Raw genomic sequence first — 16,087 nt, 5'->3', positions numbered from 1 at the left:
CAGCGCCGAACCTGTGGGAGCGGGCTTGCCCCGCGATCGAGTGCGCAGCGCTGGTAATTTTCTGGCTGCACAAAGCCCATCGCTGGCAAGATGGGCGCAGTCCGGTAGAACGAGCGTTGTATGCCCCACGCCAACGATCACACGCCATGGCAGGTTTTCCTGATCTTCCTGCGCCTGGGCCTGACGTCGTTCGGTGGCCCCGTCGCCCACCTTGGCTTTTTTCGCCAGGAGTTTGTCAGCCGTCGGCGCTGGCTGAGCGAGCGCAGCTATGCCGACCTGGTGACGCTTTGCCAGTTTCTGCCGGGCCCTGCCAGCAGCCAGGTCGGCATCGCCCTGGGCCTGTCGCGCGCAGGTTACGCCGGGGCGCTGGCGGCCTGGCTGGGATTCACCCTGCCTTCGGCGCTGGCCCTGACCCTGCTGGCCCTGGGGCTGGGCGGTTATGCCGAGGCGGTGCCGGCCGGCACCCTCCATGGCCTTAAGGTGGTGGCGGTTGCGGTTGTCGCCCAGGCGGTGTGGGGCATGGCCCGCACGTTGTGCGCGGATGCGCCGCGGATTGTGCTGATGCTGGCGTCTGCCGGCCTGGTGCTGTTGCTGCCCGGTGCCGGGGCGCAGGTGGCGGTGACGGTTGCAGCGGCTGGCGCGGGGTTGATGCTGCTGAAACCGGGCGACAGCGTTGTCCACGAGCCTTTGCCGATCGGGGTCAGCCAGCGCGCTGGCGGCTGGTGGTGGCTGCTGTTCTTCGCCCTGTTGCTCGGTTTGCCGCTGCTGGCCGGGCTCTGGCCCGATCCGACCTTGAGCATGATTGATGCCTTCTACCGCACCGGCGCGCTGGTGTTCGGTGGCGGACACGTGATGCTGCCACTGCTGCAGGCTGAAGTGGTGCCCACCGGCTGGGTCGGCAACGAGACGTTTGTGGCAGGTTACGGCGCTGCCCAGGCTGTGCCCGGCCCCTTGTTCACCTTCGCCGCCTTTCTTGGCGCCTCGATGCACGGGCCGCAGTCCGGCTGGCTGGGGGCGGTGCTGTGCCTGCTGGCGATCTTCGCCCCGGCGTTCTTGCTGGTGTTCGCGGCGTTGCCGTTCTGGGAGCGCATGCGCCGCAACCCGCGCCTGCAGGCGGCGATGCTGGGCGTCAATGCGGCGGTGGTGGGGCTGTTGCTGGCGGCGTTGTATCAGCCGCTGTGGACCAGCGCCATTGGCCAGCCGCTGGATGTTGTCCTGGTGTTGCTGGCGCTGGTCGCACTGATGGCCTTCAAGCTGCCGCCCTGGCTGGTGGTGATCGGCTGTGGCCTGGGCGGGCAGTGCTTGAGCCTGCTCAGATAAAAATCGTGCCGCGCAGGTACAGCGCCGCCTGGCCGCTGATGATCACCCGGCCGTTGTCGAGCACTTGGCAATGCAACTGGCCTTTGCGCAGGCCGCCTTGCTCGGCGCTGAGGCTGTGCTTGCCCAGGCGCGCGGCCCAGTAGGGCGCCAGCGAGGTATGGGCAGAGCCGGTGACCGGGTCTTCATTGACGCCTACCCGCGGGCCGAACCAGCGCGAGACGAAGTCAACCTCGCGGCCCGGGGCGGTGACGGCGATGCCGCGCACGTCAAAGGCGGCCAGGGCGGCGAAGTCGGGGGCAAGCGCTGCGACCAGCGCCGGGTCGTCGACCACCACCAGGTAGTCATCGGTGCGGTACAGCGCCTCGATCCGCTCAAGCCCCAGGGCCTGCAACAAACCCTCGGGCACGGCCAGCGCCTGTGGCTGGCGGGCCGGGAAGTCCATGGCCAGGCGAGCGCCGTCACGCCGAACGCGCAACTCGCCGCTGCGGGTGGCAAAGCGCAGGGTGTCGCGTTGTTCGCCCAATTGCTCGAACAGCACCCAGGCCGCCGCCAGGGTGGCGTGGCCGCACAGGTCGACTTCTACCGTCGGGGTAAACCAGCGCAGCTCGAACAGCTCGCCATTGGCGACCACGAACGCGGTTTCCGAGAGGTTGTTTTCGGCGGCAATCTGCTGCAGCGTCGCGTCTGCCAGCCAGGCTTCAAGCGGGCACACCGCTGCCGGATTGCCGCCAAACGCCGTGGCTGAGAACGCGTCTACCTGGAATATTTCAACTTGCATGGGTCATTGCTGTCCGTTGTCTGTTGCCCGGAGCTGCTCCAGGTAGTTGTAGATGGTGTAGCGGGTCACGCCGAGCGATGCCGCGGCCTTTTCGATGCCACCCTTGACCAGAAACAGGCCGCGTTCCTGCATCAGCCGCACCGCTTCGCGCTTTTGCGCCGTCTTCATGCCGAGCACACCGCCGGGGCAGGCGTCGTGAATGATCTCGGCCATCAGCTGTTGCAGGTCCCTGGTCTCGTCCGCCACCGGCGCGGCCGCACTGGCCAGGCCCAGCAGCCCGCCGAGCAATTGGTGCGCAGCTTCGACGGCGCTCAGATCGGCATTCACGCACAGGCTGGCAAACGGCTGCCCGCTGCTGTCGCGATAGACCACGGTAGCGCTGCGCAAGGTGCGGCCGTCGGGGGCGAGGGTGGCGTAGTTGTCGACCACGATCGGCTCGCAGCTGCTGCGATCGTCCATGGCCCGGCGCACCGCGGCAAAGCCCAGGTCATGACGCGGGCTGCCGAGCAGCGAATCACCGACCCGGCGCCCGGTGACATGGCCGTTGGCGATGGCGAGGATCGAGCGCTCAGGGTTAAGCAGGTCGTGCAGGACAATCTCGGTATGGTTACCGACGACCTGGCTGAGCATTTTCAGGGTGCTGTGCAGCACGCCGAGGATAAGTTGCTGCTCGTGGTTTTTTGCTGGGCAAACCTTCATCGCAGCCTTGGGGGGCGTTGGACGGTGAAGGTAGGCTATCAACGTAAATTTTAAATATCAACACTGTGTTGAATTTTCTGTTTGTAGTCGCAGCAACCGCTCGACCTGCGCCAGCTCCCAGGTGCTGAGCAAGCTCACCGGATCTGTGCCCCATTGCCAGCTGTCCAGCGTGCCTACACGGCCATCGCTGCTGCGACACGCGAGGCAATGGTGCAAGTGGCTGCCGTCGAAATCCAGGTGCAGGCGCCAGCCATCGATGTCGATCTCAACCCCGACACGGCGCAACGGTCGAACGCCGAGGGCGGCGTCACGCAGTTGCTGGCAAACCTCGCGGGCACTCAGGGCTGGCATCTGTTTCATTCTCAAAAGCGGGGGGCTGAGCATAAAGCCTGCCGGCGTCAGTGTCAGCCGTTGCCCGGGCTTGATCTGCGCGAGCCAAGTGCGTAGCGTCCGCGCCCTGGTCCTTTGAGAAATTGCTATGACCCTGATGGAACGACTCTTCACCTGCGCGTTGGGATTGAGCGCAATCGCCCCGGCCTTGGCCGCCGACAGCCTGGCCATTGAACACTGGACCCAGCCCAGTGGCGCGCGGGTCTACCTGTTGGCGCAAAGCCAGGCCAGCGACCTGCAGATCCAGGTCGACTTCGATGCCGGCAGCCGCCGCGACTCACAGGACCAACCGGGCCTGGCGGTGCTTGGCGCGGTCCTCGCGGTGGAAGGTGTGCACGCCCAGGGCGATGCCCCGGAACTGAACGGCAACGCGCTGCGCATGGACTGGATGCGCCTGGACAGCCAACTCAATACCCAGGTCGATGCCGACCGTTTCAGCTACATCCTGACCATTACCGATAACAACCCCCAGCGCCAGGCCGAGGCCAGCGCCTTGCTCGGCCGGCAGATTGCCGAGCCGGCCTTTGCCGGCAGTATCTGGTTTCGCGCCAAGCCCTATTACATTCGCCAGGTCAACGGTGAAACCACCAAGCGTTTTCCCGGGGTAGGGCATCGCTTTGCCCAGGCGCTGTACGGCGACCACCCTTATGCCCGCGAGCTGACCCGCCCGGGGCTGCAGCGCAACAAGCAGATCGACCTGTACGAATACGCGCTGCCGTTCGGCTATGCCCTGACCCCGGCCATGCTCGAACGTACCCGCATGGAGGATCTGCGCAGCCATTACACGGCAATGATGCTGCCGTGCCGGGCCACGGTCAGCCTGGTCGGCAAGCTTGACCGGGCCCAGGCCGATGCCGTGGCCAGCGCGGTACTGGGGCGCTTGCCGAGCGGTCAGTGCACGGCATTGCCGGCGCTGCCCAAGGTGCAGGCCCTGAGCCAGGCCAGCCACCAGCAGATCGAGCCACAGCAAGGCACGATCTGGATACAGATCGGCCAGCCGGCGGTGCCGCGCAGCGACCCGGACTTTTTCCCGTTGCTGCTGGGCAGCGACATTCTCGGTGGCGAGCACTGGCCGACGCGGCTCAATCGGGCCATCGGCCAGGCGCTTGGCGGTGATGTCAGTTGGCAGTCGGCCAGCTATTTCGCCATGGGCCAGCAAGCCGGGGCGTTTGTGATCTCTGTGGAAGTGAGCGCCGGGTACCAGCAGCAGGCCGAGCAAGCGGTTCATCAAGCGTTGGCACGCTTTGTCAGCGAAGGCCCGAGCCCGGAGGAGCTGGACGAGGCCAAGGCGCGTTTGCTTGCCCATTTTGACGGTACCAGCCGCCAGCGCCTGCTTGAACACGTGGCGCAGGTCGCCTTGAACCAGCTGCCGGACGACACCCTGGTGACCTGGCGCGAGCAGCTTGAGGCGGTGACGCCTGCGCACGTAAAAGCGGCATTCCAGCGCGTCGTACAGCCGGGTAAACAGGCGACGGTGGTGGCGGGGCAGGACTACTGAGTTTACCCCGCGATCAGCCGCGCAAAAAATCCGGGGTATTGAAATTGCTCAGGCGCGGGTCTCCCTCGGCGCACTCCAGCGCCCGCAGCGGATGCTGGCGCAAGGTTCGCTGCACCCCCCGGTCGCCGGCGTCCCAGGCTTGCTGCAAGTCGCTGCGCAAGGCGCAGGGGATCAGGCTGAACATCGGCTGCCAGTAACCACCCTGGCGAATCATCGCCGGTTGCTGCTGGTCATTGGCCAGGTTCATCAGCTCAAGGATCAGTGCCTGGTCAATCAGTGGCGCATCGCAGGCCAGCACCAGTATCCAGTCGTGGCGCGCCACTGCAAGCCCGGCCAGTACTCCGGCCAGCGGCCCGGGGAAGTCCGCCTCGGCGTCGCCGACCAGTTGATCGGCATAGGCCCGGTAGCGGTCCTGGTTGCGGTTGCAGGAGATGATCAGGTCGTCGGTCAGCGGCCGCACCACGGCGTGGATGTGGGCGATCAGCGGCTGGCCCTGCCAGTCGAGCAGGCCTTTGTCCTGGCCGCCCATGCGCTGGCCACGGCCACCGGCAAGAATGAGGATGGAGCAGGGAGGCGGGGCGGCGGGCATGGTCAGGGTTCCTGGCAGTATCAGCCGCTCACCTTCCCATGCACGCCGCGGTCTGTCCAGATCAGCTGTCGCTGGCTTCTGGCGCAGGGGCTTGAGCCTTGGCCCGGCGTTTGCCGGTCAGGCGCATCACCACAACAAAGAACACCGGCACGAACACCACCGCCAGGGTGGCGCTGAGCATGCCGCCGATCACCCCGGTACCGATCGCCTGCTGGCTGGCGGAGCTTGCGCCGCTGGCAATTGCCAGGGGCACCACGCCGAGGATGAATGCCAGCGAGGTCATGACGATTGGCCGCAGGCGCAGGCGCGCCGCCTGCACGGTGGCATCGACCAGGTCGTGGCCTTCATCGACCAGGCTCTTGGCGAACTCGATGATGAGGATGGCGTTCTTCGCCGACAGGCCGATCAGGGTGATCAGGCCGACCTTGAAGAACACATCGTTGGGCATGCCGCGCAGGCTCACCGCAATCACCGCGCCGAGCACTCCCAGCGGTACCACCAGCAGCACCGAGGTCGGGATCGACCAGCTCTCGTACAAGGCCGCCAGGCACAGGAACACCACCAGCAGCGACAAGGCCATGAGGATCGGCGCCTGGGAGCCGGACAAGCGCTCCTGCAGCGACAGCCCGGTCCATTCCAGGCCCATGCCCAAGGGCAGTTGGTCGACCAGGCGCTGGATCTCGTTCATCGCCTCGCCGGAGCTATAGCCCGGTGCCGGCTCGCCCGACACGGCAATCGCCGGGTAGCCGTTGTAGCGGGTCAGCTGCACGGGGCCGGTGATCCACTTGGCCTGGACGAACGCCGACAGGGGCACCATCTTGCCGCTGCTGTTGCGCACGTGAATTTTCAGCAGGTCATCGACCTGGCTGCGCTGGTCGCCTTCGGCCTGCACCACCACGCGCTGCATGCGCCCCTGGTTGGGGAAGTCGTTGACGTAGTTGGAACCCACCGCAGTGTTGAGCACGTTGCCGATATCGGCAAACGATACGCCCAGGGCGTTGGCCTGCTTGCGGTCGACTTCCAGCTGCACCTGCGGGCTTTCGGCCAGGGCGCTTTCGCGCACGTTGACCAGCACCGGGCTCTTCTCGGCGGCGGCGAGCAACTGGTCACGCGCCGCCATCAGCCCGGCATGGCCGAGGCCACCGCGGTCCTGCAGGCGGAACTCGAAACCGCTGGAAGTGCCCAGGCCGTCCACCGGCGGTGGCAGCACCGAATAGGCGATGGCGTCCTTGAGCTGGCTGAAGGCGGCGTTGGCGCGGTCGGCGATCGATTGCGCGCTGTCGTCGCTGCCGCGTTCGGACCAGTCCTTGAGGGTGGTGAATGCCAGCGCCGCGTTCTGGCCGTTGCCAGAGAAGCTGAAACCGAGAATCAGCGTGCTGTTGCCCACGCCAGGTTCGGTGGCGTTGTGCGCCTCGATTTGCGCCGCCACCTGTTCGGTGCGGGCGCGGCTGGCCCCCGGCGGCAGCTGGATGTCGGTGATGGTGTAGCCCTGGTCTTCGGTGGGCAGGAACGAGGAGGGCAACTGGCTGAAGCCGTACACCAGCCCGGCCACCAGCACCGCGTAGACCAGCAGGTAGCGACCGCTGCGCTTGAGGGCCTGGATCACCCAGCGCTGGTAGCCGTTGGTCATGCTCTCGAAGCGGCGGTTGAACCAGCCGAAGAAGCCGGTTTTTTCGTGGTGCGAACCCTTGGCAATCGGCTTGAGCAAGGTCGCGCACAGGGCCGGGGTCAGGCTCAGGGCGAGGAACGCCGAGAACAGGATCGACACTGCCATCGACACCGAGAACTGCTGATAGATGACCCCCACCGAGCCTTTCATGAAGGCCATCGGCAGGAATACCGCCACCAGTACCAGGGTGATGCCGACGATGGCGCCGCTGATCTGGCTCATGGCCTTTTTGGTCGCCTCGCGCGGCGCCAGGCCTTCCTCGCTCATGATCCGCTCGACGTTCTCGACCACGACGATGGCGTCGTCCACCAGGATACCGATGGCCAAAACCATGCCGAACAGGGTCAGGACGTTGACCGAGAAGCCCAGCGACAGCATCACCGCAAAGGTGCCCATCAGCGCCACCGGCACCACCAGGGTCGGGATCAGCGTGTAGCGGATGTTCTGCAGGAACAGGAACATCACCGCGAACACCAGGGCCATGGCTTCGAGCAGGGTGGTGATCACCTGCTGGATCGAGACCTTGACGAACGGCGAGGTGTCGTAGGGGATGTCGAACTTGGCCCCCGGCGGCAGGTAGCGCGACAGCTCGCTGAGCTTGGCTTGCACCAGGGTCGCGGTTTCCATGGCGTTGGCGCCGGGCGACAGCTGCACGCTGAAGGCACTGGTCGGCTTGCCGTTGAGGCGGGTGCCGTACTGGTACTCCTGGCTGCCGATCTCGACCCGGGCGACATCGCCAATGGTCACGGTCGAGCCATCGGGGTTGGCGCGCAGGACGATGTCCTGGAACTCCTGGACCGTGCTGAGCTGGCCCTTGATCACCACGTTGGCGGTGATTTCCTGGGTGCCGGTGCCCGGCAGGTCGCCGATGCTGCCCGGCGCCACCTGGGCGTTTTGCGCGGCAATGGCCTCGTTGACGTCATCGGGGGTGAGGTTGAAGCCGATCAGCCTGGCCGGGTCGATCCAGATGCGCATGGCCCGCTCCGAACCATACAGCTGGGCCTTGCCGACACCCTTGAGGCGGCGGATCTCGTTCATCACGTTGCGGGCGAGAAAATCGCTCAGGGTGACTTCGTCAAGGCTGCCGTCCATGGCCGTGAGGGTCACCATCAGCAGGAAGCCGGTGGAGACTTTCTCGACTTGCAGGCCTTGCTGGGTGACCGGGCGCGGCAGGCGCGACTCGACCACTTTCAGGCGGTTCTGCACATCGACCTGGGCCAGGTCCGGGTTGGTGCCCGGTTCGAAGGTGGCGGTGATGGTGGCGCTGCCCAGGCTGCTTTGCGAGCTGAAATAGAGCAGGTTGTCGGCACCGTTGAGCTCTTCCTCGATCAGGCTGACCACGCTGTCGTCGATGGTCTGCGCCGAGGCACCCGGGTACACGGCGTAGATTTCCACCTGCGGCGGCGCCACGTCGGGGTACTGGGCCACCGGCAATTGCGGGATGGCCAGGGCGCCGGCAAGCAGGATGAACAAGGCGACCACCCAGGCGAACACCGGGCGGTCAATGAAAAACTGCGGCATGAATCAGGCCCTCACTGGCCGTTGGACTGAACGATGGGGAGGGCGTCCTTGCCCGCGTTGTCGACCTCTACCTGGTCGCCGGGGCTGATGTGCTGCAGGCCTTCGACCACCACCCGGTCACCCGGGGCCAGGCCTTCGCTGACGATCCAGCGGTCGTTCTGCACACTGCCCAGCACCACCGGGCGTTCGCTGACGCGCTGTTCGCCATCGACCAGCATGACCTTCGGCTTGCCGGCGCTGTCGCGCAGGATGGCCCGCTGCGGCACGCTGATGCCTTGCTGCTTGACCGCCTGCTCCAGGCGCACGCGGATGAAGCTGCCCGGCAGCAGGTCGAGGTCGGGGTTGGGGAACTCGCTGCGCAGGGTGATCTGGCCGGTGCTCGGGTCGACGCTGATGTCCGAGAACAGCAGTTTGCCCGGCAGCGGGTAGGGCGTGCCGTCGTCCTGGATCAGCGTCGCGCTGGCCTGGTCCTGGCCCACCTGCTGCAGTTCGCCGGCACGCAGGGCGCGGCGCAGGGCATTGAGTTCGCGGGTCGACTGGGTGACGTCGGCATGGATCGGGTCGAGCTGCTGGATGGTCGCCAGCGGTGTGGTTTCGTTCTGCCCGACCAATGCCCCTTCGGTCACCAGGGCGCGGCCGATGCGTCCGGAAATCGGCGCGGTGACGGTGGCGTAACCGAGGTTGAGCCTGGCTCGCTCAAGCGCCGCCTTGGCCGCGGCGACGTCGGCATCAGCCTGCAGGAAGGCGGCGCGGGCATCGTCGTGCTGCTGGCGGCTGATGGCATTGATGGCGATCAGTTCGCGGTAACGCTGATCCTGCAGGCGCGCCTGGTAGCGCGTGGCCTCGGCGCGGGCCAGGGCGGCGCGGGCACTGTCGAAGTCGGCCTGGAACGGCGCCGGGTCGATGCGAAACAGCACATCGCCCTGTTTGACGTCGCTGCCTTCGCGGTACACGCGCTTGAGCACCACGCCGGCCACCCGCGCGCGCACTTCGGCAGTGCGCGGGGCGAGGATGCGGCCATTGAGCTCGGTGGTGATCGCCAGCGGCTGCACCTGCACGGTCTCGACCCGCACTGCGCTGGGCGGGGCCTTTTCTTCGGCAGGCGATTTGTCGTCGCAGGCGCTCAGGGCGAAAGTGATCAACAACAGCGGCGCCAGGGCGCGCAGACGGGCGGGACTTGAACTGGACATGCGGATCTTCCGAAAATGACCCGGCAATGCTAAGGCAGGCGACCGACGGGCAACAGTTAAGCTGTGTAGGCCATGTGTAAAAAAGTGTGAAGCTTTATCCTGCGAGCGCGTGAGCTCTTATATCCTGCCTGACTTTCCCAGCCTGTCAAACTGCCCATGCCCAATATTCTCCTGGTCGAAGACGACTGCGCCCTGTCCGAACTGATCGCCAGCTACTTGCAGCGCAACGACTTCAGCGTCAGCGTGATTGCCCGTGGCGATCACGTGCTGGCCGAGGCGCGGCGCAACAAACCGGACCTGGTGATCCTCGACCTGATGCTGCCGGGCCTCGACGGCCTGCAGGTGTGCCGGCTGTTGCGCGCCGAGTCCCAGGCCCTGCCGATCCTCATGCTGACCGCCCGCGACGATAGCCACGACCAGGTGCTGGGCCTGGAAATGGGCGCCGACGACTACGTGACCAAACCGTGCGAGCCACGGGTGCTGCTGGCGCGGATACGCACCTTGCTGCGCCGCAGCAGCATCAACGAGCCACGCCTGGAGAGCGACCTGATCGTGGTCGGCGGCCTGCGCATCGATCTGGCCGAGCGCAATGTGTTCTGGCGCGAGCAGCCGGTGGAGCTGTCCAGCGGCGAATTCAATCTGCTGGTGGTGCTGGCGCGCAATGCCGGCGTGGTGCTCAGCCGCGACCGCATCCTCCAGCAACTGCGCGGCATCGAGTTCAACGGCACCGACCGCTCGGTGGACGTGGCGATTTCCAAGCTGCGGCGCAAGTTCGACGACAGCGCAGGCGAGGCGCGCAAGATCAAGACCGTGTGGGGCAAGGGGTATCTGTTCAGCCGGGTCGAGTGGGAGTTCTAGCGGCTCATGCTGAAAATCCTCATCCGCCTGTACCTGATCACCATCGTCGCCTATGCCGGGGCGATTTTTTTGATTCCCGATGCCATCGTCGGCGCCTTTCACCAGCGTTTCATTGCCTACAACCTTGACCAGGCCCGTGGCGTGCAACGCTTGATCGTCAAGCAGTTCGAGCAGGTGCCGAGCACTGAATGGCCGGCCAAGGCCAAGGAACTGGCGGCGGATTTCGCCCCGCTGGAAATCCAACTGCGCCGCCAGGACCAGATTGGCCTCAGCTATGCGGAGCGCGACCGCCTCAAGGCCGGCCTGAACGTGGTGCGCCTGGGCGACTGGGGCTACTACGAGACCGCCCTGGCACCACTGGACGACACCTGGCTGGTGGAACTGAGCAATCCGCCCGATCCTCTGGACATCAGCCTGCTGTCCTGGGTGGTGACCGTGCTGATCGGCGCCGCGTTGCTCGGCTGCCTGCTGTTCTGGGTCTGGCCGCACTGGCGCGACCTTGAACGGCTCAAGGAAACCGCCCGGCGTCTGGGCCAGGGCGAGCTGTCGCAGCGCACGCATATTCCGCCGCGCTCGAACATCGGCGAACTGGCCCAGGTGTTCGACACCATGGCCCAGGACGTCGAACGCCTGCTGACCCAGCAGCGCGAACTGCTCAATGCCGTGTCCCATGAGCTGCGCACGCCGCTGACACGCCTGGATTTTGGCCTGGTGCTGCTGTTTGACGAAGTCCCGCCCAACTGCCGCAAGCGCCTGCTGGAACTGGTCGGCCATGTGCGCGAGCTGGATGAACTGGTGCTCGAGCTGTTGTCCTACAGCCGTCTGCAGAACGCCGACCAGGCCCGCGAGCGGGTCGAGGTGTCGCTGCTGGAGCTGGTCGACAGCATCCTCGGCAGCTTTGCCGAAGAGCTCGATGGCCGTGGCATCGAATGGCAGGTGCGCGCCGACGACAACCTGCCGCGCTTCATCCTCGACCCACGGCTGACCGCCCGTGCCTTGCAGAACCTGGTACGCAACGCCATGCGCTACTGCGACGGGCAGATCCTCCTGCGCCTGAGCCTCGACCCCCAGGGCCATTGCCTGCTGACCGTGGAGGACAACGGCATCGGCATCCCCCACGACCAGCGCGAGCTGATCTTCCAGCCGTTCTACCGCCTGGACCGCAGCCGCGACCGTACCACCGGCGGCTTCGGCCTGGGCCTGGCGATCAGCCGCCGGGCCATCGAAGGCCAGGGCGGCACCCTGACGGTCGGGCAGTCGGCGCTGGGCGGCGCGCAGTTCAAGATCAGGCTGCCGCGCGGCTAGCGGCGCGGGCGCAAGTCGCGCCAGTGCTGCTCGACGTAGTCCAGGCACAGCGCTTTGCGCTGCGGGCCGAACACCGCTTGCCAGCCGGGCGGGCAGGCCAGGTAGGCTGGCCACAGGCTGTGCTGGTGCAAGTGATTGCGCAGCACCTGGAATTGCCCTTGCGGGTTGTCGAATGGGCTGCTCATGGGTTCACCTCCTGGGCACGGCGGGCGCTTTCGCTGGCCTGCAGGGCCCTGGCCAGCAGCGGTGCGATCTGCGCCACGGCGTCGGCACGCAGCATGTTTTCGTGCATGCAGGCAATATCGTGGACCTGCAACCGGCCATCGACGTGGGCGCGCCAGTGCTCGGGGTCTTGCCACAGGGCGTCACGCAGCCCTTCGGTAGCGCGCAGGAACAACACCTCGCCGGCAAACACCAGCGGTTTGAAACGCTCCATCAACGGCACGGTCTGGCGCACTTCATCGCAGAAGGCCTGGACGATCGCGCCTTCCAGGTTGAGCACTTCGGCCAGGTAACGGCGCTGCTCGGCGATCGGTTGCAAGGGTTGGCTGAAGTCTGCCGGGCTGTTGGTCAGGGTGCCGATCAGCAGGGCCAGCAGTTGTTGGTCGCTCAGTTGCGGGACCTGGCTGTGAGGTTGCAGCGGGTAGCCGTCGAGCAGCGCCAGCAGTGCCACTGACTCGCCCTCGCGCTGCAGCAAGGTCGCCACGGCGTGGGCGACATGGCAGCCGAATGACCAGCCGAGCAAATGGTACGGGCCAACCGGCTGGACCTTGCGGATCTGCGCCAGGTAGTCGCTGGCGCAGGCTTCGACGCTCTGCGGGCGTAGCCCCGGGTTGCGCAGGCCGCGAGCCTGCAGGGCATACAGCGGGCGGTCGGGCAGGTAACCACTGAGCGCCGCGTAAGGCCAGCCCAGGCCGCCGCCCGGCGGCAGGCAGAACAGCGGCGCCTGGCTGCCCTCGCTGCGCAGTTCCAGCAGCACCGTGAACGGGTCGCCAGGACGGACCAGGTCCGCGCTGCGCTGGAGCTGCTCGGCAAACTGGTGCAGCACCGGGCGGGTGAACAGATCGGTGGGCATCACTTCTATGCCCAGTTGCTGGCGCAAGCGTGCGGCGACTTGCACTGCCAGGATCGAATGGCCGCCCAGTTCGAAGAAGTGGCTGTTGCGGTCGATACCCTGGCGCTGCAGCAGTTCACTCCAGATCTGCACCAAGGCCTGTTCGAGCGGGCCTTGCGCAGGCTCGGCGGGGCGTTGTGCCTGCAGGTGCTGCGCCGGCACCGGCAGCGCCCGGCGGTCGAGCTTGCCATTGGCGGTGCACGGCAGTTGCGCCAGCACCACAAATACCTTGGGCACCATGTACTCGGGCAGGCGCTCGCCCAGGTAATAGCCAAGCTGGCCCAGGTCCAGCGCCTGTTCACCGGCCAGCACCAGGTAGGCCACCAGTTGTTGCTGGCCGGGGCAGTCTTCGCGCACCTGCACCGTACAGCGGGCAATCTGCGGATGGCTGGCCAGCAGGTGCTCGATCTCGCCGAGCTCGATGCGCAGGCCGCGCAGCTTGACCTGCTGATCAACCCGCCCGAGGTATTCAAGCTGGCCGTCGGCGCGCCACAGTGCCAGGTCGCCGGTACGGTACAGGCGGCTGCCGGGCGGCCCGAACGGGTTGGCGACAAAGCGCTCGGCGGTCAGCCCCGGGCGGCGGTGATAACCCCGGGCCAGGCCGATGCCGCCCAGGTACAGCTCACCAGGGCTGCCGATTGCCTGCTGGTGCAGGCTGCTGTCGAGTACATAGGCCTGCAGGTTGGCGATCGGTTGGCCGATCGGCACGCTGTGGCTACCATCGTCGCGACAAGTCCAGTGACTGACATCGATGGCCGCTTCGGTGGGGCCATAGAGGTTGTGCAGGGCGGTATTGGGTAGCGCCTGCAGCACCTGGTGCTGCAGCTCGGCGGGCAGCGCTTCGCCGCTGCAGATGATGTGCCGCAGGCTTTGGCCCTGGCCGGGTTGGAGCTCGGGCACAAACACCTGCAGCATCGACGGCACGAAGTGCAGGGTGGTGACCTGGTAGCGCTCGATCAGCGCCAGCAACTGTTGCGGGTCGCGGTGGGCCCCGGGCTCGGCGATGGCCAGGCGGGCACCGCTCATCAACGGCCAGAAGAACTCCCAGACCGACACGTCAAAGCCACAAGGGGTCTTCTGCAGCACAGTGTCGGCGCTCGTCAACGGGTAGGCCGCCTGCATCCACATCAACCGGTTGTACAAGGCCTCATGGCTGTTGCCGGCACCCTTGGGCTGGCCGGTGGAGCCGGAGGTGTAGATCAGGTAGGCGAGGTTGCTGCCTTGCACGTGGCTGAGGGGGGTATCGTCGTTGCCGTGCTCATCGTCCAGCAGGTCATCGAGCATCAGTTCAGGGGCAAGATTGGCGCCAAGGCCGCTGTACGCCTGCGCTGTCAGCAACAACTGGACTGCGCTGTCCTCGATCATGAAGCGCAGTCGCTCGCGCGGCAGCTCCAGGTCCAGCGGCACATAAGCGGCGCCGGCCTTGAGGATGGCCAGCAGGCCGATCACCAGTTCCAGCGAGCGCGGCATGGCGATGGCGACCAGGCTGTCGGCGCCGATGGCGTGCTGTTGCAGACGATTGGCCAGGCGATTGGCTTGCTGGTTCAGGCGCCCGTAGCTGAGCTGCTGGTTGGCGAACAGCAGCGCGCAGGCATCGGGTGTGCGCCGGGCCTGCTGCTCGATCAGTTGGCTGACCGGCTGCCACGGCGAGTAGTCCACCGCGGTGCGGTTCCAGGCGTGCAACTGCTGGTGCTGTTCGTCGCTCAGCAGTTCGATGCGGGCAACCATCTGTTGGGGCTGTTCGATCAGCGCGTCGAACACCTTGAGCAGGCGCTGCTGGTGTTCGGCCAGTGCCTGGGCGCTGTAAAGCCCGGGGTTGGCGTCGAAATCGAACTGCAGGTCCTGGCCCAGGCCGCGCTCATAGAAGAAGATGCCCAAATCGTCGGTGGTGCCGTTGGACAGGTTGCGTGCGCGGGTAGGGTGGCCGTCGAAGGCAATGGCGTAGTCAAAGGGCTCGATATTGACCAGGGTGGTGAACAGCTGCTGATGAGCCCCGTGCAGGCCCAGGTCGTTGCGCAGGTGCTCGTAGCGGTATGACTGGTGGCGCAGCAACTGGCGCATTTGCCGCGATACCTCCTGGACCAGCTCGGCCAGGCTCATGTCCGGGCGCATGCTCAGGCGCATCGGCATGGCGTTGGCGACCATGCCCGGCACCTGGCGCATGCGTGCGTTGCGCCGGGCGCTGAGCGGCACACCGATGACCATGTCCTGGTTGCCGGTGGCCCGATAGAGGTAGGCGGCGGTGGCGGCGGTGAGGATCTGCGGCAAGGTGCTGCCCAGTTCGCTGGCGCGCTGGCGCAGGGCGTCGACCCTGGCCGCGGGCAGGTGGGCGGTGCGGCGCAGCAGGCCGTCGTGGTTGAGGGTGCGCTGGCGCGCCAGGCTCATCGGCGCCGGCAGGTCGGCGAAGCGCTGCATCCAGTACTCGCGGTCACGCTGAAAGCGCTCCGACTGGCGATACTCGCTGTCTTGTTCGGCCAGTTCGCTGATCGGCAGCAAGGCGCTGGCGGCGGACACCGGCTGGCCTTCGCCGAGGGCCTGGTAGGTGTCGGCCAGGCGCCGCACCAGCAACCCGGCGCCAAAGCCGTCGAGGATGATGTGGTGCGGGCGCTGGTACCAGACAAAATGCGCCGGGCCCAGCTTGAGCAGCGCCGACATCCACAGCGGGTCGCAGCCCAGGTCGACGCGGCGCTGGATGTCGTCATGCATCCAGGCATCGGCACTGGCCCGTGGATCATCCGCCGTGCTGAAGTCGAGAAACGGCAGTTCCCCCCTGAATCGCGGGGCCAGCAGTTGCCGCGGGCCTTCGGCGCTGTCAACGAAGTTCAGCCGCACCGCTTCGGCCTCATCAGCCACTCGGCGCAGGGCGGTCATGAAGCGCTCGACGTCCACCGCGCCAAATATGTCGACGGACTCCGCCAGGTTCATGTTGGTCTGGGGTGGGGCAAGCTGGGCGTTGAACCACATGCACAGTTGGCCTGCGGTCAAGGGGTGGCCGGTTTCGCTGGTGATGTTCGAATCCATTCGAGTGTTCCTCTGTCCGGGTTTGCGCGAAATTGCAGCGTAGAGCGGCGCAAATGATCTGCAAGTGCACGCGGACGGGGGCTTTGAGAGGCAGCGCAAGGGGGCTTGGCGATGACCGGCAGAGCACTACTACAG

General features: G+C 66.3%; 12 protein-coding genes. 4 read left to right on the top strand and 8 right to left on the bottom strand.

Annotated elements, in window-relative coordinates:
- Positions 1–120 precede the first annotated feature (120 nt).
- Positions 121–1,320 carry a chromate efflux transporter gene (chrA, locus tag JYG36_RS15335; protein WP_213601470.1) on the top strand — a complete coding sequence of 400 codons (1,200 nt, stop codon included), beginning with the start codon at positions 121–123 and terminating at the stop codon, positions 1,318–1,320.
- Here the strand turns inward: chrA and JYG36_RS15330 are convergent.
- The 3 genes from JYG36_RS15330 to JYG36_RS15320 are packed head-to-tail and all read right to left on the bottom strand — an operon-like array spanning position 1,313 to position 3,148.
- Complete coding sequence (locus tag JYG36_RS15330; protein ID WP_093383466.1) at positions 1,313–2,098, bottom strand: PhzF family phenazine biosynthesis protein; 786 nt, start codon at positions 2,096–2,098, stop codon at positions 1,313–1,315. The genes chrA and JYG36_RS15330 overlap by 8 nt on opposite strands.
- 3 nt (positions 2,099–2,101) lie before the next feature.
- Positions 2,102–2,797, bottom strand: coding sequence for a helix-turn-helix transcriptional regulator (locus JYG36_RS15325; protein ID WP_213601468.1), 696 nt, complete (start codon positions 2,795–2,797; stop codon positions 2,102–2,104).
- Between the two features lie 57 nt (positions 2,798–2,854).
- Positions 2,855–3,148: a DUF7693 family protein gene (locus JYG36_RS15320; protein ID WP_213601467.1), complete on the bottom strand. Its 294-nt coding sequence runs from the start codon at positions 3,146–3,148 to the stop codon at positions 2,855–2,857.
- 136 nt (positions 3,149–3,284) lie between these two features.
- Between JYG36_RS15320 and JYG36_RS15315 the strand changes: the two genes are divergently transcribed.
- Positions 3,285–4,685 carry a M16 family metallopeptidase gene (locus JYG36_RS15315; protein ID WP_213601466.1) on the top strand — a complete coding sequence of 467 codons (1,401 nt, stop codon included), beginning with the start codon at positions 3,285–3,287 and terminating at the stop codon, positions 4,683–4,685.
- 13 nt (positions 4,686–4,698) lie between these two features.
- On the opposite strand, the gene mobA is transcribed toward JYG36_RS15315, so the two are convergent.
- The 3 genes from mobA to JYG36_RS15300 form a co-directional block, all read right to left on the bottom strand.
- Positions 4,699–5,274: a molybdenum cofactor guanylyltransferase MobA gene (mobA, locus tag JYG36_RS15310; protein WP_093383449.1), complete on the bottom strand. Its 576-nt coding sequence runs from the start codon at positions 5,272–5,274 to the stop codon at positions 4,699–4,701.
- A gap of 61 nt (positions 5,275–5,335) precedes the next feature.
- Entirely contained in the window at positions 5,336–8,464 is a 3,129-nt protein-coding gene (locus JYG36_RS15305; RefSeq protein WP_093383444.1) for a multidrug efflux RND transporter permease subunit, read from the bottom strand.
- A gap of 11 nt (positions 8,465–8,475) precedes the next feature.
- Entirely contained in the window at positions 8,476–9,654 is a 1,179-nt protein-coding gene (locus JYG36_RS15300; RefSeq protein ID WP_093383439.1) for an efflux RND transporter periplasmic adaptor subunit, read from the bottom strand.
- A 156-nt stretch (positions 9,655–9,810) separates the two neighbouring features.
- Between JYG36_RS15300 and JYG36_RS15295 the strand changes: the two genes are divergently transcribed.
- Positions 9,811–10,512, top strand: a complete 702-nt coding sequence (locus tag JYG36_RS15295) for a response regulator (protein ID WP_045198685.1) — start codon at positions 9,811–9,813, stop codon at positions 10,510–10,512.
- 6 nt (positions 10,513–10,518) lie between these two features.
- Complete coding sequence (locus JYG36_RS15290) at positions 10,519–11,817, top strand: ATP-binding protein (protein ID WP_045198688.1); 1,299 nt, start codon at positions 10,519–10,521, stop codon at positions 11,815–11,817.
- Here the strand turns inward: JYG36_RS15290 and JYG36_RS15285 are convergent.
- Together JYG36_RS15285 and JYG36_RS15280 are read right to left on the bottom strand one after the other, a co-directional pair.
- Entirely contained in the window at positions 11,814–12,002 is a 189-nt protein-coding gene (locus JYG36_RS15285) for an MbtH family protein (RefSeq protein WP_045198690.1), read from the bottom strand. The genes JYG36_RS15290 and JYG36_RS15285 overlap by 4 nt on opposite strands.
- Positions 11,999–15,952 (bottom strand): non-ribosomal peptide synthetase, encoded by a 3,954-nt coding sequence (locus tag JYG36_RS15280; RefSeq protein ID WP_213601465.1) that lies wholly within the window; start codon positions 15,950–15,952, stop codon positions 11,999–12,001. The genes JYG36_RS15285 and JYG36_RS15280 overlap by 4 nt, the downstream gene beginning before the upstream one ends.
- Between the last annotated feature and the right edge of the window lie 135 nt (positions 15,953–16,087).

Origin of the sequence: Pseudomonas sp. SORT22 (assembly GCF_018417635.1) — a bacterium.
GTDB lineage: Bacteria > Pseudomonadota > Gammaproteobacteria > Pseudomonadales > Pseudomonadaceae > Aquipseudomonas.
Note: the sequence above shows the minus strand (reverse complement) of the source record. Positions and strands in the feature narration are given on the sequence as shown.